18 protein-coding genes are annotated in these 20242 nt (G+C 59.3%); 5 read left to right on the top strand and 13 right to left on the bottom strand.

The annotated features are described in order from the left end of the window. Nucleotides 1-12: 12 nt before the first annotated feature. From ACR0JI_RS03820 to ACR0JI_RS03810, 3 genes are all read right to left on the bottom strand, one after another. Complete coding sequence (locus ACR0JI_RS03820) at nucleotides 13-801, bottom strand: hypothetical protein (RefSeq protein WP_480493813.1); 789 nt, start codon at nucleotides 799-801, stop codon at nucleotides 13-15. A 101-nt stretch (nucleotides 802-902) separates the two neighbouring features. Further along, a complete protein-coding gene (locus ACR0JI_RS03815; RefSeq protein ID WP_480475987.1) occupies nucleotides 903-1451 on the bottom strand; it encodes an NYN domain-containing protein in 549 nt (182 codons plus the stop codon). A 131-nt stretch (nucleotides 1452-1582) separates the two neighbouring features. Next, nucleotides 1583-2209 (bottom strand): J domain-containing protein, encoded by a 627-nt coding sequence (locus ACR0JI_RS03810; protein WP_480475989.1) that lies wholly within the window; start codon nucleotides 2207-2209, stop codon nucleotides 1583-1585. A 106-nt stretch (nucleotides 2210-2315) separates the two neighbouring features. On the opposite strand from ACR0JI_RS03810, the gene ACR0JI_RS03805 reads away from it, so the two are divergent. After that, the gene (locus ACR0JI_RS03805) at nucleotides 2316-2570 is read left to right on the top strand and encodes a BolA family protein (RefSeq protein ID WP_480493814.1); all 255 of its coding nucleotides are present in this window, start codon (nucleotides 2316-2318) and stop codon (nucleotides 2568-2570) included. 9 nt (nucleotides 2571-2579) lie between these two features. Here ACR0JI_RS03805 and ACR0JI_RS03800 read toward each other — a convergent pair whose 3' ends face one another. The 7 genes from ACR0JI_RS03800 to pepN form a co-directional block, all read right to left on the bottom strand. Next, nucleotides 2580-3656 carry a PLP-dependent cysteine synthase family protein gene (locus ACR0JI_RS03800; RefSeq protein WP_480493815.1) on the bottom strand — a complete coding sequence of 359 codons (1077 nt, stop codon included), beginning with the start codon at nucleotides 3654-3656 and terminating at the stop codon, nucleotides 2580-2582. Between the two features lie 161 nt (nucleotides 3657-3817). Beyond that, on the bottom strand, nucleotides 3818-4249 hold the full coding sequence (locus tag ACR0JI_RS03795; protein ID WP_209597750.1) for a DUF4177 domain-containing protein: 432 nt from the start codon (nucleotides 4247-4249) through the stop codon (nucleotides 3818-3820). An 80-nt stretch (nucleotides 4250-4329) separates the two neighbouring features. Beyond that, the gene (gene pepT, locus ACR0JI_RS03790; protein ID WP_480493816.1) at nucleotides 4330-5586 is read right to left on the bottom strand and encodes a peptidase T; all 1257 of its coding nucleotides are present in this window, start codon (nucleotides 5584-5586) and stop codon (nucleotides 4330-4332) included. A 147-nt stretch (nucleotides 5587-5733) separates the two neighbouring features. Further along, complete coding sequence (gatB, locus tag ACR0JI_RS03785; protein WP_480493817.1) at nucleotides 5734-7245, bottom strand: Asp-tRNA(Asn)/Glu-tRNA(Gln) amidotransferase subunit GatB; 1512 nt, start codon at nucleotides 7243-7245, stop codon at nucleotides 5734-5736. Between the two features lie 81 nt (nucleotides 7246-7326). Beyond that, a complete protein-coding gene (locus ACR0JI_RS03780; RefSeq protein ID WP_480493818.1) occupies nucleotides 7327-8586 on the bottom strand; it encodes a hypothetical protein in 1260 nt (419 codons plus the stop codon). Nucleotides 8587-8715: 129 nt separating this feature from the next. Further along, on the bottom strand, nucleotides 8716-9144 hold the full coding sequence (locus tag ACR0JI_RS03775) for a hypothetical protein (protein ID WP_480493819.1): 429 nt from the start codon (nucleotides 9142-9144) through the stop codon (nucleotides 8716-8718). Then, on the bottom strand, nucleotides 9141-11693 hold the full coding sequence (gene pepN / locus ACR0JI_RS03770; RefSeq protein ID WP_480493820.1) for an aminopeptidase N: 2553 nt from the start codon (nucleotides 11691-11693) through the stop codon (nucleotides 9141-9143). The genes ACR0JI_RS03775 and pepN overlap by 4 nt, the downstream gene beginning before the upstream one ends. Before the next feature lie 207 nt (nucleotides 11694-11900). On the opposite strand from pepN, the gene ACR0JI_RS03765 reads away from it, so the two are divergent. From ACR0JI_RS03765 to ACR0JI_RS03755, 3 genes are all read left to right on the top strand, one after another. Continuing rightward, on the top strand, nucleotides 11901-14036 hold the full coding sequence (locus ACR0JI_RS03765) for a malate synthase G (protein ID WP_480493821.1): 2136 nt from the start codon (nucleotides 11901-11903) through the stop codon (nucleotides 14034-14036). A gap of 57 nt (nucleotides 14037-14093) precedes the next feature. Next, nucleotides 14094-14519 carry a GlcG/HbpS family heme-binding protein gene (locus tag ACR0JI_RS03760; protein ID WP_480476007.1) on the top strand — a complete coding sequence of 142 codons (426 nt, stop codon included), beginning with the start codon at nucleotides 14094-14096 and terminating at the stop codon, nucleotides 14517-14519. A 221-nt stretch (nucleotides 14520-14740) separates the two neighbouring features. Next, complete coding sequence (locus ACR0JI_RS03755) at nucleotides 14741-15520, top strand: gamma-glutamyl-gamma-aminobutyrate hydrolase family protein (protein WP_480493822.1); 780 nt, start codon at nucleotides 14741-14743, stop codon at nucleotides 15518-15520. A 59-nt stretch (nucleotides 15521-15579) separates the two neighbouring features. On the opposite strand, the gene ACR0JI_RS03750 is transcribed toward ACR0JI_RS03755, so the two are convergent. Next, entirely contained in the window at nucleotides 15580-17820 is a 2241-nt protein-coding gene (locus ACR0JI_RS03750) for a xanthine dehydrogenase family protein molybdopterin-binding subunit (RefSeq protein WP_480493823.1), read from the bottom strand. A 3-nt stretch (nucleotides 17821-17823) separates the two neighbouring features. Then, entirely contained in the window at nucleotides 17824-18288 is a 465-nt protein-coding gene (locus ACR0JI_RS03745) for a (2Fe-2S)-binding protein (protein ID WP_480493824.1), read from the bottom strand. A 99-nt stretch (nucleotides 18289-18387) separates the two neighbouring features. Between ACR0JI_RS03745 and ACR0JI_RS03740 the strand changes: the two genes are divergently transcribed. After that, the gene (locus ACR0JI_RS03740) at nucleotides 18388-18966 is read left to right on the top strand and encodes a TetR/AcrR family transcriptional regulator (protein ID WP_480493825.1); all 579 of its coding nucleotides are present in this window, start codon (nucleotides 18388-18390) and stop codon (nucleotides 18964-18966) included. Here the strand turns inward: ACR0JI_RS03740 and kynU are convergent. After that, nucleotides 18959-20152, bottom strand: a complete 1194-nt coding sequence (gene kynU, locus ACR0JI_RS03735) for a kynureninase (RefSeq protein WP_480493826.1) — start codon at nucleotides 20150-20152, stop codon at nucleotides 18959-18961. The two genes, ACR0JI_RS03740 and kynU, sit on opposite strands and share 8 nt — an antisense overlap. Nucleotides 20153-20242 lie beyond the last annotated feature (90 nt).

Below are 20242 nucleotides of genomic sequence, written 5' to 3'. Positions count from 1 at the left end.
ATGGCACGGGCATTATGGGCCGTTCAACCCGCCTATGCCCCAATCGGCATGGGTCTCGATAACACTGGCCACGGCCAGCGCCTTTTCCGCGATATCCTCCGGAGTGTCCTCGGCGAACGCGATGCGGGTCATCCTGTCGTGCATCGCTTCCGAGGTGTAAAACTCAAAGGCTCGCGTATTGCCCGGGCTGTTCCAGAACGCGGTGATCCAGATCGAGTCTCGCCCCGGAACGCAATATGCACACCAATCGCGCCACAGGCGCAGCACCAATTCGGTATCCGGGCTTGCGGCGACCTGTTCGAACAGCGACTCCAGCGGCCACCCTGCCAGGGCGAACATGCAAAGCGTATCGTCCAGACAGCCGCGTTCCCGTGCCATCTCGCGTTTCAGATACGCGCGCTGGAACCGGTCCAGAATCTGCCATTCCTCGGGTGACCAGTTATCCGGGTTACCGGTTTCAAACCGGTTCAGGCTCACCTCCAGCCCAACACTGGCGGGGTCTTCGTCCACAGACAGAATCTCAAGGATCCGGGGCAGTAGGTACCCCCATGTTTCGCGGGCTATCCCCGCGGGATCACAAGCGGCGAAGAACCAATCCTGAACGTAATGCAGGGGCAGCTCGGCAATGGACGGCGTGAAGAAGTCCGCCTCAATATCGGCGTCCATGCAGCAGCCTTCGCAAACCTCTATACTGCTCGGCTTTGGATAGGCGAAAACCCTGTACGCATCGCTGACGATGTCAGAAAACGGATGATCCGGCGGGATCTTGGCTTTTGGTGGTTTCTGCTCTTTGCGTACCACGGTCCTTGCATCCAAAACTGTTCTGTCGGGGCAAGGCCACGTCAGTGTCATCCCTGAACGCTACGAAACCCGGATCGATGCGTAAAGCTATGGTCGCGTGGTCAAAGCGAAAACCAAAGCTCATCCTTGCGAAAACCGCCTTTCACAAGACGACCCGCTTTCAACACATCCGGAAACTCGTCCTCCCAGTCCCGGAACATGTCATTTGTAACGATACGTGCCTTGCTGTCCCGCGCCGCCTGCAAGATCAACGGATCTGCCGGCGTGCCTTTGGGCGCGACCATGACCCGCTTGGCCCGCAAGCCCAGGGCGCGGCTCAGCGCCCGGTCGTTCATGTATTCCCCTTCGACCTTGTACCCGACGTTCGCATCGAACACGACGCCCGGTTTGAACCCGGCTTGCTTCAGGCTGGCCAGAACCTGCCGCAACGTTGCCAGATCCGGTGCGCCGTCTTTCCAGTGCATCACGTTCGACCCGTCCACGATGATCCATGTGTTGGCCCTGCGCCAGCCGAACCAGGCCCGGATCAGAAGGATCGTACTGGCGAACACACAAAGCAGGGCCAAAAGGAACAGCCAGTCCATCTCGGTTGGATAGAACTGCGCCACGACCAGCCCGCAAAGTGAGGCAAGCAGCAAAAAGAAAGGCATACGCACAGCGGTTGCTCCGGGAAAAGCACTATTTCAATTCCCACTACTATTGCGGGAATTGAAACAGGTTTCCAGACAGCATCCTCACAATCCGTTCAAACTGTGTAAACAGCTGGCGACTGACGGCGGCCCTACTTGAAATTCCGGCTGTCCTTGATCTGGTCCCAGGCCCAGACGACCTCTTGCAACTGCTCTTCCTGCGACCGGTCGCCGCCGTTCATGTCCGGATGCAGCACCTTGATCAGCTTCTTGTACGCCTTGCGCACTTCGGTTTTGGACCAGCTGTCATGGGCTTCCAGAATCTCGATTGCACGGCGTTCAGTGGGGGGCAGGCGACGTCCGCCACCACCCGAGGTGCGCCCCTTGTTCTGCGTGCTGTTGGCGCCCAGAACCTGATGCGGGTCCTCAATGCCCAGACGGGCCCAGGCGCGCGCCTCCGGGTCTCCCATCGGCTTGGTCTCACGTTCCCAAACCTTGTCCTTCGAGCGTTGCGCGTTCAGCTCGGCCTCAGTGGTGCCATCGAAGAAGTTCCACTTCTGGTTATACTCGCGCACGTGCTGCTGGCAGAACCAGAAATAGTCATCCAGAACATCCGGTGCCTTTGGCGCGCGGAACTTGCCCGGCTCGTCACACCCGTCGTGATCGCAGATCCGGACCGAGGTCTCGGACGCGCCTGACATGCCCCGGCGCCCACGCGGGTTCTTTTTCTTGGCGCTGGAAACGGACATATCGAATCCGAAGGGGTCTGATTTCGCCATGCTCTATCCTCACGAACGCATCTTTTCGACTCGGAGGCAGCAGTTTAGTCTAAGCAGCCGAAAGTAGAAGAGGGGGGCGGCAAAAATTTTGCCGCTGAGCAAAAAAATGAGTGTGACCGACGAAATCCGAACCCGCCTGCAAGCCGCCTTTGACCCGCATGAACTTGACGTGATCGACGACAGCGAAAGCCATCGCGGCCATGCAGGCCACAGGGAAGGCGGCGAAAGCCATTTCAACGTCCGCATCCGCGCCGCCGCATTCGCCGGTCAATCCCGCGTCGCCCGCCACCGGGCCGTGCAAAAGGCGCTGGGCGATATCGTGCCCCGCATCCACGCGCTGGCGCTGGATATCGGAACCTGACGCTGCGCCCTATTCCGCGCTCATCTGTGCCGACGGGGTCGAGGCCGAGATCGCATATTCCTCATCCGTCATGACGTCTTCGATCCCCTCGAACAGAGGCGTCGACAGGTAACGCTCGCCCGTATCCGGCAGCATCACCAGCATGACGGATCCCGGCGCCGCGGTTTCCGCCAGATTCATGGCCACCGCAAAGGTCGACCCGCCCGAGATCCCGGTGAATATCCCCTCTTCCGAGGCAAGGCGGCGCGCCCATTCAATCCCTTGCGGCCCCGGAACAGGGATCAGCTGGTCGTAATAGGCGTTGTCGATGGCTTCCTGAAGGACCCATGGAATGAAATCCGGCGTCCAGCCCTGAATCGGGTGCGGCTCGAAATTGGGGTGGCTTTCGGTGGGCTGGTGATCGTCGTTGCGCGTATTCACATAGCCTGACGACACGATGGCGGCATTTGCCGGTTCGGTCAGGATGATTTTCGTATCGGGCCGCTCCTTGCGCAACACTCGTGACACCCCAGCGACCGTGCCGCCGGTGCCATATCCCGTGACCCAGTAATCCAGCTGCGTGCCTTCGAAATCCGCAAGGATTTCCCGTGCGGTCGTATTCTCGTGAATATCGGCATTGGCTGCGGTCTCGAACTGGCTGGCCAGAAACCACCCGTTTTCCTCGGCCAGTTCCTTGGCCTTGGTATACATGCCGAACCCCTTTTGTGCCTTGGGGGTCAGAACAACCTTCGCGCCCAGAAAGCGCATCAGCTTGCGCCGCTCGACCGAAAAGCTCTCGGCCATCGTCACGACCAGCGGATATCCCTTGGCCGCACAGACCATGGCAAGCCCGATCCCGGTATTGCCCGATGTCGCCTCGACAACCGTCTGACCGGGTTTCAGCCGCCCGTCCCGTTCTGCCGCCTCGATGATATTCAGCGCCAGCCTGTCCTTGACCGACCCCGCCGGATTGAACGCTTCGAACTTCACATAAACGGTCACATGCTCCGGCGCGATCCGGTTGATCCGGATACAGGGCGTGTCGCCGACTGTATCAAGGATGCTGTCATACAGGCGTGCCCGCCCCTGTGTCTGCCGAATACCCATTTCAAAATCCCTCCCGGTTTTCCGGTTAACATGCCACAGATTTCGCTGGGTTGATAAGCACATATCGCGCCCGCAGCGCCAAACCTGCCCGCGGGCGGGCTGCTCAAACTGCGGTGCACACCGTGTTGCAGGTGTAACCGCACGTCAAACCCTGATCCGTCTCAGGCGTCTTTTTTGTCGCCCGCGGTGTCAGTGTCCTGGTCAACCTGGTCCCGGCTTTTCAATGACAAGGGCGGCTCATTCGCGTCTTCCGAAATTGGTTTCGGCGCGGCCACCACACCGGGGCCGGGGATCGGTTGGGCCAATGGGGTGTCGTCAAACTCGGGTACGTCTCCGATCACCGACGCATCGACTTCCTCGGCCACGACCCGCCGGAACACCAGCACATTGCGCCAGTTTGTGGTCGATCCGGTCAGGCCCGAGCGTTCCTCGCTGGGCAGCAGCTCGGCGCGCTGGTATTCCCAGCCGTCCTGCGCCATCTGGTTCAGAACCTGTTCGACCGAGACCGCAAAGCGGCCCTCGGCCGTTTTCACACCCTTGGCTTTCACGCCCTTTTGCGGCGCGGGGACGACCTTGTATTCAAAAAGCTGCATCAAGTGTTCCTAAATACCTGTTCGCGCCAACTTACCACGCTGACCCCGGGGTGAAAGGGCCGTCGCCCGAGCAGCGGTTTTCAGCCCTGATTATTGCCGCCAGCCTGTGCCGCCTTGGTCACAACCGACAGGCACAGCTCGGTCGCCACTGCCATGTCCTGCACCGAAATCCACTCCAGCGGCCCGTGAATGCACTGCATTCCGGTGAACAGGTTGGGGCAGGGGGTGCCGAACTCGGTCAGGCGCGACCCGTCGGTGCCGCCGCGGATCGGCACCGACAGCGGCTCGATCCCCAGCTCGCGGCAGGCGTCGCGCGCCAGATCAACCGGTGTCATGTCGTTTTCCAGCCAATAGCGCATGTTCCGGTACTGGTGGCTGATATCGCAGGTGATGGTCGCGCGCGGTTCCGTGGCCTGCACGGCCGCACAGACCTGCCGCACGATGTCACGTTGCGCCTCAAGGCCCTCCATCTCGAAATCGCGCAGGATCAGCTTGATTTCCATCTCGGACGACCCGCCGCTCATGTCGGTGACATGGATGAACCCGTCGCGGCCATCGGTTGTTTCGGGCGTCATGGTGGCCTGCGGCAAGGTCTGCACGATCTTTGCCGCCAGATGGGTCGCGTTCACCATCTTGTCCTTGGCCAGTCCGGGGTGGATCGATACCCCCTCGATCCGGATCACGGCGCGGTCGGCCGAGAAGCTTTCATATTCGATCTCGCCCACTTCGGCACCGTCCAGAGTATAGGCGAAATCCGCCCCCAGATCCTTGGGCAGCTGTTCGGTAACGCCGCGCCCGATCTCTTCATCCGGGGTAAAGGCAATGCGGATAGGCCCGTGCGGGATATCCGGGTTTTCGATCAGATGCCGCGCCATGGTCATCAGGATCGACACCCCGGCCTTGTCATCCGCGCCCAGCAGGGTGGTACCCGACGCCGTGATCAGGTCATGTCCGATCTTCTCGGCCAGATAGGGGTTCTCGTCCGGGGACAACACCAAATCCGGATTGTCCGGAAAGGAAATGTCGCCACCGTTATATCCCTTGATCACCCGCGGCTTGACGCCCGTTGCATTGAACTGGGGGGCCGTATCCACATGCGCCAGAAAGCCCACCGTCGGGCCGGGCGCGGTGCCGGGGATGCTCGCGACGACCACGCTGTCACCTGTCAGTGTCACATCCTTTGCGCCGATCTCGGCCAGTTCCTGCTTCAGCAGGTTCAGCATGTCGAACTGTATCTGTGTGCTCGGCGTGGTCGCCGAGGTCTCGTCGCTCTGACTGTCGATCGCCGCGTAACGCACCAGCCGATCTTCGAGTTCCTGATCAAATCTGTTCTGCATGATACCTCACCTCTCTGGGTCGGAAGAAAGGGTGCAATCACAGGCGAAGTCAAGCCGATGAGCTGACCCCATTTCTTAAGAAATCGTGGAAATCTGATTGTACAAACCTGACAACTGCCACTGGCAGGCTTGTACAAATTGTAAGGTTCAGGAGCTCAGCTTCTTGCTGACCAAATCGTTAACGGCCTTCGGGTTGGCCTTGCCGCCGGTCGCTTTCATCACCTGACCCACGAACCAACCCGCCAGTTTCGGGTTCACTTTGGCCTTCTCGACCTGGGCCGGATTGGCCGCGATGATCTCGTCCAGTGCAGCCTCGATCGCGCTGGTGTCGGTGACCTGTTTCATCCCGCGATCCTCGACGATCTGCGCCGGGTCACCGCCTTCGGTATAGACGATTTCAAACAGGTCCTTGGCGATCTTGCCCGAGATGGCATCAGACGAAATCAGGTCGATGATCCCACCCAGTTGCGCCGGAGAAACCGGCGACTCCGTGATGTCGTGGTCTTCTTTTTTCAGGCGCCCGAACAGCTCGTTGATCACCCAGTTCGCGGCCAGTTTGCCATTGCGGCCCTGCGCGACCTCTTCGAAATAGGCCGCCGATTCCACTTCGGCCGTCAGCACCGAAGCGTCATAGTCGGTCAGGCCGAACTCACTGATAAAGCGCGCTTTTTTGTCGTCAGGCAGCTCTGGCAGATGGGCGGCGATATCGTCCACCCATGCCTGTTCGATCTCCAGCGGCAGCAGGTCGGGATCGGGGAAATAGCGGTAATCATGCGCTTCTTCCTTGGACCGCATCGACCGGGTTTCGCCCTTGTCCGGATCATACAGACGGGTTTCCTGCTCGACCTTGCCACCGGCTTCGACAATGGCGATCTGGCGGCGGGCCTCGACCTCAATGGCCTGCTGGATGAACCGCATCGAGTTCATGTTCTTGATCTCGCAACGGGTGCCCAGATGCGAAAAGTCCTGTGTTTCCTGATACTTCTCATACGCGCCCGGCAAACAGATCGAGACATTCACATCCGCCCGCAGGTTGCCGTTCTGCATGTTGCCGTCGCAGGTGCCCAGATAGCGCATGATCTGACGCAGCTTGGCGATATAGGCGGCGGCCTCTTCCGGCCCGCGAATATCAGGGCGGCTGACGATCTCCATTAGGCAGACACCGGTCCGGTTCAGGTCGACAAAGGACATGTGCGGGTCCATGTCGTGGATCGATTTGCCTGCGTCCTGCTCCATGTGGATACGTTCAATCCGCACCATGCGCGCAGTGCCGTCACCCATCTCGACCAGCACTTCGCCTTCGCCCACAATAGGATGATAAAGCTGGGAAATCTGGTAACCTTGCGGCAGGTCAGGATAGAAATAGTTCTTGCGGTCAAAGGCCGATTTCAGGTTGATATCCGCTTTCAGGCCCAGCCCGGTGCGCACCGCCTGTTCCACGCAGAACTCGTTGATCACCGGCAGCATCCCCGGCATTGCCGCATCCACGAAAGCCACGTTCGAGTTCGGCTCGGCCCCGAATTTGGTGGACGCGCCCGAGAACAGCTTGGCATTGGATGAGACCTGCGCATGCACCTCCATCCCGATCACCAGTTCCCAATCGTGCTTGGCTCCGGCAATGGTTTTGGGTTTGGGCATTTCGTATGTCAGGTCGAGCATGGCGCGCCTCATTTCCGCAGAAGTCTAAGCCTGCGTATTAGGCCCGGCAGGGCCTAGGGGCAAGGGGGAATCCTGACGCGTTCAGTTCTTGGAAAACTGCAGACCAGACGGTGTGAAGGTTACATCCTTGCCGCTGCGCAGTTCATCCCGGAACAGATCCGAGATAGCGCGCAGCGCGTCGCGCTGACCGCGCGCAGCAAACCGCTCGGGCGAGTTGATGCGGACCGAGTTGTTGAACCCGTTGGCGGCATGGGCCCAGATCAGGGGGTGAAGCTCGGTCAGGTGATCGCGGATCAGCCAGTTTGCGGTGTCGCGCATCTGGGCGCGGACATTGTCTGCTTTTTCGTTCAGCCCGTGACCATTCTGAATGGTGATTGCACAATAGGCCGACAACATATTGATCATCTGCTGATCAGGGCGCAGACCGACGATATCGCGCAATCCTTCAAGGAAATATTCGACATCGACCTGTGCGCAGGCCTCTTCGTCCAAAGCGATGGCATCGAATTGCACCCACGTATATCCACCTGCGCCCCAGATATCCTGTGTCCGGACGGCATTGCGCAGTGCCTGTAATTCCAGTTCTGCGTAGCTGCCGAACCACCGGGGCAAAAGATGGCTGCCCATCGCGCGCATGTGACGCTGATTGTGCGGGTCCAGTGTGATCAGGTGCTCGTACTCATCAGCAACGCGGGCGTTTGACTTGCGCTGCCCGGCCAACAGGGCACAACCGGCGGCCGCAATCAGAGGGCTGTCCGGCGCATCCGCCTTGCACTTGGGCAGGATCGCAGCGGCCCGGTCGAAATGAGCGGCACAGCGCGAGCGGTGCAAGGGCGGCAAGGCCGTGTCCTTGGCGTTCCCGCGCCAGGCCCAGGCCAGATCGATATGGGCCAGCGCCACAACGGCAGCGATCATCGGATCACCAGGATTGTCAGACAACTCGCCTTCCAGTTCCGAAATACCACCCAGCAAATCGTAATCGGATATGGCCTTGCCGTCCGACAGCGCATGTTCCGCAGCCAGAACCACGTCAGATCTGGCCCCGAACGCCAAAAGATCGGCAATCGGCATACCATCCGATACGGCGGCACGATCCTGATCCGCTGCACGCATTTCTTGGGACAACTCGGTCCAGCGGTCCTGTCTGGCCAGATAGCGCCCATGTTCGATTGTAGAATGTCCAATCAGATTGTCGCAATTCGATGTCGCCACAGGAATGTTGAGCTGCCCATGTTCAGGCAGGGCAGCGGCCAGCGCAGATTTCGTTGCGCACAGATCTTCTGAGGCGTCCGTGGGATTGGATATGGGCTGGGCAAACAACGCCCTTAACGACCGAAACATGGTAAAACTCAAAACTGTAAAAACACTTAACTGAGTCTGAAGTCTGGCGAGGTATCAGGCTCAATTCAAGTGATTTGCTTAATAAACTTTGTTTTTTGTGTCCAATGCGGCCGTAGATCACGCAGTGTTTCAGAAAACAGTGAAATGATGACGGTCTACGCGAAAACCTGCCTGTTTCAGAATGGCTTCCAGCTCCCGATGCGGTGGCAGAGACTCATCTGGCAGCCGGATTCGTTTCCCGGATTTCAGGGCGATGGATACGCGAACGGAAGTGTCCCACCGGGTGTCAAATCGGAAATGGTCGATATCCCGCATTGGGATATCGCCCTGCCGATTGCCCGTGAACCAGCGTACGGCATCCCGGTCCAGCTGCACGCCCGCGCTGGTATTCTGGATCACGTCCCATAGCGCTGGGAGGGTGGCCAGAGACAGCAGGCCAACAACCCACCAAGCCGCGTCGAACAGGATGACCAGCGCCAGTAGGGCCGCGTAGACACTGGCCAGAATGACCACTGCTCGCGTGTTCCTGTTGCGACGGGTAAAGCTGTAAGGTGTCATGCGCCAAGAATGCGGGATACCATTTCCGTCGTGTCGCGCGACAGGTTCGGTGTTTCCGCAATGCGAGAAAGCTGCGCGCGCATCAGGTCCTGACGCCCGGCGTCGTACCGTTTCCAGGTCTGGAAGGCAGAACACATCCGTGCCGTGGTTTGCGGGTTCACAGGATCAAGGCGGATCAGCCAATCGGCCAGCAGGCTGTACCCGGCACCATCCGGTTGGTGGAACCCTGCGTGGTTCATCGCCAGCGCGCCCATAACAGCGCGGAACCGGTTCGGGTTCTTCCAGTTGAAGTCGGGATGCCCGGTCAATGCCTTCGCCGTTTCCGGTGTCGCCTCTGGTGCGGCCATGGTCACCTGCAAGCCAAACCATTTGTCCATGACCAGCCGGTCATGCTGCCATTGGTCATAGAAGGCGGCCAGCTGCGCCTCGCCCTTGCGGGCGCGCAGCAGGCAGGACAGGGCGGTCAGTTGCAGGGTCATGTTATCCGCTTTGGCATACACAGTGGCCGCCATTGCCCCTCCGTCCAGACGAGAAGTCAGCGCAAGTGCCGCGCTGCCAAGGGCGCGTTTTCCGGATTGCTCGGCATCCGGGCTGTAGGGGCCATCCACCAACGCCTCGCTGTGCAGACGGGGCAGCAGATCCTGCACGTGCTGTGCCGTGGCCTGCCGCAGCGTTTCGACCGCCGACCAGATTGCCATTGGATCTGGCGTGTGACCGCGTTCATGCAAAGCCGCAGCCAGTTCGGATTGCGTCGGCAGCCCAAGCATCAAGGCGCGATAGGCCGGGTCCAGCGTGTCGTCGCGCAGCACGGCCAGCAGCCCGTCAAGGTAATCGGCGTCTGGGGTTGCCTCGTCCAAGATCATCCGCAGCAAGGTGTTTTGCGCCAGCGATCTGCCAGCCTGCCAGCGGTTGAACGGATCTGTGTCATGCGCCAGCAGAAACGCGCGTTCGGCGTTTGAATGATCGTGTTCCAGAATGACCGGTGCCGAGAAATCGCGCAGGATCGAGGCTGTGGGTTTTGTCGCAAGCCCGGTGAACTGAAAACTCTGCTCGGCCTCTGTCAGTTCCAGCACTTCTGTCGTGCGGACCTCATCCCCGTTTGGCCCCAGCAGGCCAACAGCGACCGGGATCACCTGGGGCAGTTTCTCTGCCTGACCAGGTGTGGGATCGGTGCGCTGTTTCAGCGTCAGGGTATAGGTCCCGTCGGCCCAATCTTCAGATACGGTCAAACGCGGCGTGCCCGACTGGCTGTACCAGCGTTTGAACTGGGTCAGGTCGCGGCCTGTGGTGTCCTCGAACACCTTCAGCCAATCCTCGATCGTGCAGGCCTGCCCGTCATGGCGGTCAAAATAGAGGTCCAGCGCCTTTGCATAGGCCTCATCCCCGACCAGCCGTTTTAGCATGCCAATGACTTCGGCACCTTTTTCGTAAACGGTGGCCGTGTAGAAATTGTTGATCTCCTGAAAGCTTTCGGGCCGGACCGGGTGCGAGAGCGGGCCGTTATCCTCGGGGAATTGCCGCGCCCGCAGTTCGATGGCGTCGTGGATGCGTTTCACAGGGGCCGAGCGCATGTCGGATGTGAACTGTGCATCGCGGAAGACGGTCAGACCTTCTTTCAGACACAGCTGGAACCAGTCGCGGCAGGTGATGCGGTTGCCTGTCCAGTTGTGGAAATACTCATGCGCGATGATCGCCTCGATCCGTTCGAAATTGGCATCGGTCGAGGTTTCGGGACTGGCCAGAACAGCCGAAGAGTTAAAGATGTTCAGCCCCTTGTTTTCCATCGCGCCCATGTTGAAGTCATCGACGGCGACGATGTTGAAGACGTCCAGATCGTATTCCCGGCCATAGACGTCTTCATCCCATTTCATGGACTTCTTCAGCGCCTCCATGCCGAAGGCGCATTTGCCCTCATCCCCCGGACGCACCCACAGGTTCAACGCCACATCCCGGCCTGATCTGGTGGTGAACCGGCCGGGATGGGCCACAAGATCCCCAGCGACAAGCGCAAACAGATAGGCAGGCTTGGGCCAGGGGTCGGTCCATTCGGCCCATCCTTCGCCTTTGCCCGAGTGGTTGCCGTTCGACAGCAGAACCGGCAGGTCGCCATTGATACGCACGGTAAAGGTGGACATGACATCGGGGCGATCCGGGTAATATGTGATCTTGCGGAAACCTTCCGCCTCGCACTGGGTGCAATACATGCCGTTCGACATATAAAGCCCCTCCAACGCGGTGTTGTTGCCCGGATCGATCTCAACTTCGGCTTCCCAGATGAACGGGGCGTCGGGAACATCGGCGGTCAGGCCCTTGTCCGTGACGTCGGGCGAAACTTCGGTTCCGTTGATGGAGGCACGGATCAGGTTCAGATCCTCGCCATGCAGGAAAAAGGTGCGATCGGTCGCGTCGGGATTTGGACGAAACGCGATACGCGACGTGACCCGTGTTGCATGTGCCGACAGATCGAAGGTCAGGTGCACGCTGTCCAGCAGATAACCAAATGGAGTGTAGTCTTTCAGGAAGATCGTGGTGGGGGCAGCGTCGCGCATGGGGGCCTCGCATCGGTTCGTGTCTGGCGCGACGTTAGGGGCATCGTTCCAGAGCTGCAACTGGCCCCCGCCATTCCCTTGTTGTTTTTGAAACAGCTTCCGTTCGATCCGAATAACCCTAACGCAAAGTCGAAAGTTGCCTATCGGAAACTTTCGGCCTAAGTCACTTACGCATACAATGGCACACAATCGCGGGAGAGCAGGAAGATGAGTGGCAGACAAACCCTGAGCGGGCTGCAGATCGATCCAATACTGGCAGAGTTTATCGAGACGCGGGCATTGCCGGGTACGGGTGTGTCGGCGCAGGATTTCTGGGCGGGTCTGGCGCGACTGGTGTCTCAACTGGGGCCGAAGAACCGCGCGCTTCTGGCCAAGCGGGCCGAGATACAAGGGCGCATCGATGGCTGGCATATTGCGCGCAAGGGTCAGAGCATTGATCCCACTGACTATCAGGCTTTTCTAAAGGAAATTGGTTATCTGGTCGAGGAAGGCGACGGGTTTCAAATCGACACGACGCATGTCGACCCCGAGATCGCGCTGACACCGGGGCCGCAGCTTGTTGTGCCGATCACCAACGCACGCTTTGCGCTGAACGCGGCGAATGCGCGATGGGGCAGCCTGTATGATGCGCTTTATGGCACCGATGCGATAGGCGATCTGCCAACAGGCGGTGGGTATGATGCGGCGCGCGGTGCACGGGTGATTGCATGGGCGAAAGCCTTTCTGGATGACGCTGTACCTCTGGCTGGTGGGTCTTGGGCCGACGTGTCGGGACTGCATGTCGAAGAAGGTGCTCTTTCCCCGGCACTGGCAAACCCCGATCAATTTGTTGGTTTCGGTGGCGCGGCAGACAAGCCGGCTTTTGTGCTTCTGAAAAACAATGGCCTGCATATTCAGATCATGATCGATCCGACTGGAGCCATCGGCGCCTCTGATCCCGCAGGTATAGCAGACGTCCGGCTGGAATCCGCCCTTTCAACGATTATGGACTGCGAAGACTCGGTCGCTTGTGTTGATGCGGCGGATAAGGTCGTGGCCTATAGCAACTGGCTGGGCCTGATGAAGGGTGATTTGACCGAAGACGTCACCAAGGGCGACGCCACGTTTACCCGCAAGCTGGCAGAGGATCTGACTTTCACCACACCGACAGGTGAGCAGGCGACCCTGAAAGGCCGTTCACTGATGCTGGTGCGCAATGTGGGTCACTTGATGACCAACCCCGCCGTTCTGGATGCCGAGGGTAATGAGATCGGCGAGGGCCTGATGGATGCGCTCTGCACCACTCTGATTGCCATGCATGATCTGAAAAGAGACGGGGGCAACTCGGTCGCCGGCTCGGTCTATGTGGTGAAGCCCAAGATGCACGGGCCGGAAGAGGTTGCCTTTGCGGTCGAGATTTTCGACATGGTCGAAGACATTCTGGGTCTGCCGCGCAACACCGTAAAGCTGGGGATCATGGATGAGGAGCGCCGCACGTCGGTGAACCTGAAAGAATGCATTCGCGCCGCGAAATCACGCGTCGCCTTCATCAATACCGGTTTCCTGGATCGCACTGGCGATGAAATTCACACCTCGATGGAGGCCGGGCCGATGCTGCCCAAGGGCGACATCAAAAACACGCCTTGGATTGCGTCCTATGAAGACCGCAATGTCGATATCGGTTTGGCCTGTGGCCTTAAGGGCAAGGCGCAGATCGGCAAAGGCATGTGGGCGATGCCGGACCGGATGGGCGATATGCTTGAGGCCAAAATCGGTCACCCGCTGGCCGGTGCGACCTGCGCCTGGGTGCCGTCGCCCACAGCTGCGACGCTGCACGCCACACATTACCACAAGGTCAACGTACTGGCCCGTCAGGATGAGATCGCAGCGGCGGGTGCCCGAGGAACGCTTGACGATCTGCTGACCATTCCCTTGCTGGGGGGCCGTAATCTAGGCGAGGCGGAAATCTCGCGCGAGGTCGAGAATAATGCACAAGGCATTCTAGGCTATGTCGTGCGTTGGGTCGATCAGGGCGTGGGATGTTCCAAAGTCCCAGACATCAATGAAATCGGGTTGATGGAAGACCGTGCGACCTGCCGGATTTCGTCTCAGGCGCTGGCCAACTGGTTGCATCATGGCATTGTCGACGAAGCACAGGTGATGGCTGCGATGCAGAAAATGGCGGCTGTTGTGGACCGCCAGAATGCAAATGATCCGGGTTATATCCCGATGGCGCCGGGCTTTAACGGAATTGCTTTTCAGGCGGCTTGTGATCTTGTGTTCAAAGGCCGTGTGCAGCCCTCAGGCTACACCGAGCCGGTCCTGCACGCGCGCCGTCTGGAATTGAAGGCGGCCACAGCGTAAAACGAAGGGGGCGATCCGCCCCCTTTCTTCTTTCGACATGCAGACACAGGAATGCACATGGAAGTTTCCCTTCGCAAAGCCCGTACCATTATCCGCAAAGCACTTGAGAAAGGCCGCGAGATGGAGCTGAAGCCGCTTTCGGTCGTTGTTCTAGACGCAGGCGGCCACGTCATCGCGTTCGAGCGCGAGGATGATGCCGCACCGGGCCGCTTTGCGATTGCGCATGGCAAGGCATATGGCTCTGTCATGCTGGGTATGGCGGGCACGGCGCAGATGCAACGGGCCGAGGCGCAGGCCTACTTCATGGCTGCGGTAAACGGAGTGTATGGCGGGCAAGTCGTACCAGTACCGGGCGGGGTTTTAATACGGGGTCGAAAAGGGGACGTGATCGGTGCCGTAGGGGTGACCGGCGACACGTCAGAAAACGATGCTGCCGTTGCGATGGCGGGAATTGAGGCCGCTGGGTTGGACGGCGAGATTTAAGTCCGACCATTGAGAGCAGCTCCGTCAAAGCAATGACTTGGCGCATGTTTCCGACTTGAAGTTTTAGGCGGGGAAAACGAGCCGTGACTTGACTGATCGCGGGGGGTATTTGTGCACCCCTGAACACGTCCCTGCGCTGTCACGCAGGAGGTGTATTCTTGCACGACTGTGAAGCTGCGGTTAGCTTCCTTTTCAAGGGGATGTATAACAAGGAAAGCGGAATGTCTCGACCCGTTGTTGGTATTATCGGCAACTCATACCTCATGAACGATCAATACCCGACCCATGCAGGGGGGACGATGAATTCGGACGCTGTGGCGAACGTATCGGGATGTTTGCCGCTGCTGATCCCCGCCGATCCCCGTTATGTGTCTGTTGAGGAGTTGCTGGAGGTTTGCGACGGCTTTCTTCTGACCGGCGGTCGTCCCAATGTGCATCCCGAAGAATATGGTGAACCTGCAACCGAGGCGCATGGAGAGTTTGACCGCGCGCGTGACGCGATCACCCTGCCGCTGGTTCGGGCCTGTGTGGAACGGGGTCAGCCGTTTCTGGGCATATGCCGCGGATTTCAAGAGGTCAACGTGGCCATGGGCGGAACGCTCTATCCGGAAATTCGCGATCTGCCGGGGCGGATGAATCACCGGATGCCGCCCGATGGTACACTTGAGGAAAAATTTGCGCTGCGCCACGTGGTGAAACTGACGGAAAACGGTGTGTTCCACGACTTGTTTGGTGCGCAGGAGGTCATGACCAACACGTTGCACGGGCAGGGGATCAAGTGCATCGGACAGCGTGTGGTGATCGATGGGCATGCGCCGGACGGAACGCCCGAGGCGATCTACATCAAGGATGCGCCCGGATTTACGCTATCCGTGCAATGGCATCCCGAATGGGATGCGATCAACGACCCGGTTTCACGCCCCTTGTTCGAAGCCTTCGGCATGGCTGTGCGGGGATGGGCGGAGGGGATTGCCTGTCAGGCAGTTCAGAAATCAGCCTGACTTGGGCACCGGACCGTGCGGGTGCGCGACGGATCGGTGAAGGGGAAGGTAAATGGCAATCAGACCAGCAGGTTGAACTGATTGACCAGCGGCAGGCTGCGCGCACGTTTGCCGGTCAGATCAAACAGGGCGTTGCCCAGTGCGGGCATTGAGGGGGGCGTGCCGGGCTCACCAGCGCCGCCCATATAGCGATTGGTTTCCAGAACGCGCACCTCGACTTGTGGCGCAGTATGCATACGAAGGGCGTCATAGTCGGGGAAGTTGAACTGCTCGACTTCCCCGCCGGCAAAGGTGATCGCGCCGAAACATGCGGCAGACAGGCCATACATCATGCCGCCAAACATCTGCGCCTTGACGTTTTCCGGGTCCAACGCCAGCCCCATGTCGCAGGCGATCCAGGCCTTGTGAATGCGGATGGCACCGTCTTCGTCGACAACTTCGATAACCTGAGCCACCGGCGTGCCGAAGCTGTAGGTGAAGGCTACGCCACGGCCTACGCCGTCAGGTGTTTTCCCGGTCCAGTTGGACATTTCCTTGACCGCTTCCAGACATCCGGCAGACGGGGCGTGTTCGGTTCTCATTAGCTCTAGCCGGAAGTCCAGCGGGTCGCGCCCTGCGGCATGGGCCAATTCGTCCATGAAGGTCTCGTGGAAAAAGCCGTTGTGGCTGTTGCCGACCGAACGCCAGAAGCCTACCGGGACAGCCAGATCAGCGACGTGGCCGCTCATCCGGTAGTTTGGCACGGCGTAAGGTTGGTTGAAGAACCCTTCGACCAGCACTTTGTCGGGTCCGCCTCCGGGGAAGCCGGTGTAACGCTCGACCGCCTGTTGCGTGCAGGACTGTGCCGCAACCTTGCCGTCAATGAGAACGGCTTTGCCGTCCTGAACAGCGCCGCGCATCCGGGCAATGGCGCCGGGGCGGAAGTAGTCGTGACGCATGTCTTCTTCGCGGCTCCAGGTTGTCTGGACCGGTGTGCCAGGCATGGCCATCGCGACCTTGGTGGCGATTTCTCCGAAATCCAGTTCGCCCCGGCGGCCAAACCCTCCCCCAAGATAGGCGGTGTGAATCTGAACAGCCTCAGTGTCCAGATTTGCGGTATTCGCAGCGCGAAAACGGATCAGCGTCGGAGCCTGATTGCCGCACCACAGCTCCAAAGCATCTCCGGTATAGAGCGCGGTGGCATTCATCGGCTCCATCGTGGCGTGCGCCAGATAGGGCACTTGGTATTCGGCAGTGATCTCGGTCGCGCCATCCGGCGTCATGCTGACATCGCCATCGTCGCGCATAGTCGAGTTCGGCGCGTCGTCAAACGCCTCGGCAATCTTTGAGAAAATGCTGTCCGTATCAGGTGGATATGGCGCATCGCCCCAGTCGATCTCGACAGCCTCGACCGCCTGGTTGGCCAGCCATGTGTTGTTCGCGATCACGGCAACACCGGTGCCCAGATCAACAACCTTTTCGACCCCGGGCATGGATATTGCAGCACTGTCGTCAAAGCTGTTCATCGCACCACCCAGTTTGGGATTCATGCGCACGGCGGCAAATTTCATACCGGGCAGGCGAACATCGATGCCGAACTCGGCAGTGCCTGTCACTTTGCCCATCATGTCCAGTCGCGGTTGTGTCCGGCCCAGATAACGCCATTCGGACGGGTCTCGCAAAGGTACCTCGGCGGGTTCCAGTCCGGACGCTTTCACTGCAAGATCGGTATAAGCGATCTTGTCACCGTTCGGGGCGATGACATGGCCTGAAGCTGTTTTCAGGTCCGAGGGCGCGACCCCCAACCGATCAGCGGCGGCGCGTTTCAGCGTTTCACGGGCCGAAGCGCCGGCTTGCCGCATCCTCTCGAACCCGTCCTTCATCGAGGTGGAGCCGCCTGTGACTTGCAGGCTTAGGGCCTTGCCAAGAACACCCAGTGCTTCACCTAAGTTGTGCTGGAAGTCCGAGATGTCGTAGCCCTTGTTTGGCAGTCCCTCGCCCATCATGGCTGAGTTGTAATAGGCGGTTGCTGCCGGACCGTGCAGGACGGTGATTTGATCCAGATCGACATCCAGTTCTTCGGCGATCAGCGCGGCCCACGTGGTTTTCACGCCCTGTCCCATCTCGGCACGGGGCGCGAACAGGGTGACACCATTCTGATCGATCAGCACGAAGGGGTTCAGTGCCGCTTCACCTTCTTTCGGTTTCAGCGGGTTGGGGGCGGGGCGGGTGACATAGTATGCGCCAAAGGCGACGCCGCCAACAATTGCGGCTGAGCCGATCAGGAACGTACGGCGGATAATTTTGCCAACAGAAGCCATCTCTTATGCCTCCTTCAACTTGGATGCTGCGTCGTGGATCGCGGCCCGGATGCGGGGGTAGGTGCCACAGCGGCACAGGTTTCCCTGCATCGCTTCATCGATCTCTGCGTCCGTGGGCGCAGGGTTTTGCGCAAGCAGGGCAGCGGCCTGCATGATCTGGCCCGACTGGCAATAGCCACATTGCGCCGCCTGATGATCAGCCCAGGACTGCTGGATCGTAGCCAGCGCTTCTGGCGTGCCGACGCCTTCGATTGTGGTCACCTCGCCCCAGACATCCGACAGCGCCACCTGGCATGAGCGTACCGCCTCGCCATCGATGTGAACTGTACAGGCGCCGCAAGCGGCGACGCCACAGCCAAACTTGGTGCCGGTCAGGCCAACCTCATCCCTCAGAACCCAAAGCAGGGGGACATCATCCGGCAGGTCGATCTGATGGGGAGTTCCGTTAATCTTAAGGGCCGTCGCCATGGCGCACCTTTTTGTATCTGTGGCAGGTTCTGACATAATGGGTGCAAAGTGTCAGTTTGTCAATTGACAAATTAAACAATAACTGTCAGAGATTTTCTTATGAAAGATACGAGTGACGAATCCCGGCAGAAAGCGATCCTTGCATCTGCTTTTCAGGCTTTTTCCGCATACGGGTTCCGCAAGACCTCGATGGATGACATTGCGCGCGGTGCGGGGATGTCGCGGCCAGCGGTCTATCTGTATTTTAGGAACAAGGAAGCGATCGTTCGCAAGCTGACTGAACGGCATTACGAGGAAAAGTCCGCAACGGTGGCCGAGGCGCTGAACGGCGAAGGCTCGGTTTCGGACATTGCCAGGAAGGCGATCCATGCCCAGACCGAGGGCATGGCTGCGATTTTGGCGTCGCCGCATGGGCTTGAGATGCTGGACACAACCAAATCCATGGCCATCGATATTGTCGAGCGGGGCGAAGGGGAACTTGCCGCGCTTTATGCCGAATGGCTGAGGCGAGAGCAGGATGCTGGCCGCGTTCGCCTATTCGACACGCCTGAAGAGACGGCGAAAACACTTACGGTCACGCTGAAGGGGATCAAGCTGACCGCGTCAGACGCCGAGGAATTTGAAAGGCGCACGAACCAGTTGGCGGCCCTGATCGGAGCTGGGCTGGAAATCAGGTAACGCGCTGTCGCGTTTTGTACTCAGGCGTGTCCCAAAGCTTGTTCTGCATCACATCCGCCAGAATCCCGACTGCACGCTCGACATCGCTTTCATCGACATACAGCGGCGTGAAACCAAACCGCATTGTGTCAGGAGCACGGAAATCTCCGACGACACCACGCGCGATCAGCGCTTGCATCGCGGCGTAGCCTTCCTTGAAGCGGAATGAAACCTGACTGCCACGCTGCTCGGGAATACGCGGACTGTCCAATTGCAAGTCTGGGCAGGTCGCCTCGACCCGACGGATGAAAAGCTCGGTCAATTCAATGGATTTGGCGCGCACATCCGCCATGTCGGCCATATCCCAGATGTCCATGGCCGCCGAAAGTGCGGTCATTTGGATGATCGGAGGTGTTCCAACGCGCATACGCTCAATCCCGCTTCCGGGCCGATAGTCTAGGTCAAAGGCAAAGGGCGCTTCGTGCCCCAGCCAACCAGACAGGGCCGGGCGCACACTATCTGCCAGTCGGGGCGCAACATAGATGAAAGCGGGCGCACCGGGGCCGCCATTGAGGTATTTATAAGTGCACCCGACTGCGAAATCGGCATTGCACCCTGCAAGGTCAACGGGGATGGCACCTGCGGAATGCGCCAGATCCCAAACCGTCACGACACCGTTGTCGTGGGCCAGTTCCGTCAGCGCCTTCATGTCGTGCATCCGGCCCGTGCGGTAATCCACTTCGGTCAGCATCAGGACTGCGACCTCTTCGGTGATTGCATCTGCGACGTCCTGCGGGTCGACGACGCGCAGTTCGTATGGGCTCCCAAGGGATCGCAGCAGGCCATCGACCATGTACAGGTCTGACGGAAAGTTCCCTTTGTCGGAAAGCACAACCTTGCGGGTCGGGTTCAGTTCAAGGGCAGAGGACACGGCCTGATAAACCTTGATCGACAGGGTGTCGCCGGTCACGACGCTGCCTGGCTCGGCTCCGATCAGGCGGCCAATTCGATCGCCAAGCCCCATGGGAAGGCCCATCCAACCGGCTTTGTTCCAGCCGGTGATCAGCATTTGCCCCCATTCCTCGGTCAGCATGTTCTGCACACGAGACGCAGCCGTTTTAGGCAGCGGGCCCAAAGAGTTGCCGTCCAGGTAAATCACGCCCTCGGGCAGGTCGAACATGGCTTTGGTTGCTGCAAAATCGGTCATGAAGGTTCACTCACTTGTGTGGTCGTCTTTTGTTGCATTTGGGGTAGCCGATCCTGACATGTCTGTCTATCGATGCGACATACTGGTCTT

The sequence above is a fragment of the Ruegeria sp. N10 genome (assembly GCF_056531545.1).
The sequence above is the reverse complement of the archived record's forward strand: the minus strand, read 5'-3'. Positions and strand labels throughout refer to the sequence as shown.

What these genes read in the sequence shown, in the direction of transcription:
- kynU (WP_480493826.1), bottom strand. Translation starts at nt 20,152, where the DNA reads ATGACCGATTTTGCAGCAACCAAAGCCATGTTCGACCTGCCCGAGGGC.
- pepN (WP_480493820.1), bottom strand. Translation starts at nt 11,693, where the DNA reads ATGCGCGACGCTGCCCCCACCACGATCTTCCTGAAAGACTACACTCCA.
- ACR0JI_RS03745 (WP_480493824.1), bottom strand. Translation starts at nt 18,288, where the DNA reads ATGGCGACGGCCCTTAAGATTAACGGAACTCCCCATCAGATCGACCTG.
- ACR0JI_RS03765 (WP_480493821.1), top strand. Translation starts at nt 11,901, where the DNA reads ATGAGTGGCAGACAAACCCTGAGCGGGCTGCAGATCGATCCAATACTG.
- ACR0JI_RS03780 (WP_480493818.1), bottom strand. Translation starts at nt 8,586, where the DNA reads ATGTTTCGGTCGTTAAGGGCGTTGTTTGCCCAGCCCATATCCAATCCC.
- ACR0JI_RS03740 (WP_480493825.1), top strand. Translation starts at nt 18,388, where the DNA reads ATGAAAGATACGAGTGACGAATCCCGGCAGAAAGCGATCCTTGCATCT.
- ACR0JI_RS03815 (WP_480475987.1), bottom strand. Translation starts at nt 1,451, where the DNA reads ATGCCTTTCTTTTTGCTGCTTGCCTCACTTTGCGGGCTGGTCGTGGCG.
- ACR0JI_RS03795 (WP_209597750.1), bottom strand. Translation starts at nt 4,249, where the DNA reads ATGCAGCTTTTTGAATACAAGGTCGTCCCCGCGCCGCAAAAGGGCGTG.
- ACR0JI_RS03775 (WP_480493819.1), bottom strand. Translation starts at nt 9,144, where the DNA reads ATGACACCTTACAGCTTTACCCGTCGCAACAGGAACACGCGAGCAGTG.
- pepT (WP_480493816.1), bottom strand. Translation starts at nt 5,586, where the DNA reads ATGCAGAACAGATTTGATCAGGAACTCGAAGATCGGCTGGTGCGTTAC.
- ACR0JI_RS03760 (WP_480476007.1), top strand. Translation starts at nt 14,094, where the DNA reads ATGGAAGTTTCCCTTCGCAAAGCCCGTACCATTATCCGCAAAGCACTT.
- gatB (WP_480493817.1), bottom strand. Translation starts at nt 7,245, where the DNA reads ATGCTCGACCTGACATACGAAATGCCCAAACCCAAAACCATTGCCGGA.
- ACR0JI_RS03800 (WP_480493815.1), bottom strand. Translation starts at nt 3,656, where the DNA reads ATGGGTATTCGGCAGACACAGGGGCGGGCACGCCTGTATGACAGCATC.
- ACR0JI_RS03755 (WP_480493822.1), top strand. Translation starts at nt 14,741, where the DNA reads ATGTCTCGACCCGTTGTTGGTATTATCGGCAACTCATACCTCATGAAC.
- ACR0JI_RS03805 (WP_480493814.1), top strand. Translation starts at nt 2,316, where the DNA reads ATGAGTGTGACCGACGAAATCCGAACCCGCCTGCAAGCCGCCTTTGAC.
- ACR0JI_RS03750 (WP_480493823.1), bottom strand. Translation starts at nt 17,820, where the DNA reads ATGGCTTCTGTTGGCAAAATTATCCGCCGTACGTTCCTGATCGGCTCA.
- ACR0JI_RS03810 (WP_480475989.1), bottom strand. Translation starts at nt 2,209, where the DNA reads ATGGCGAAATCAGACCCCTTCGGATTCGATATGTCCGTTTCCAGCGCC.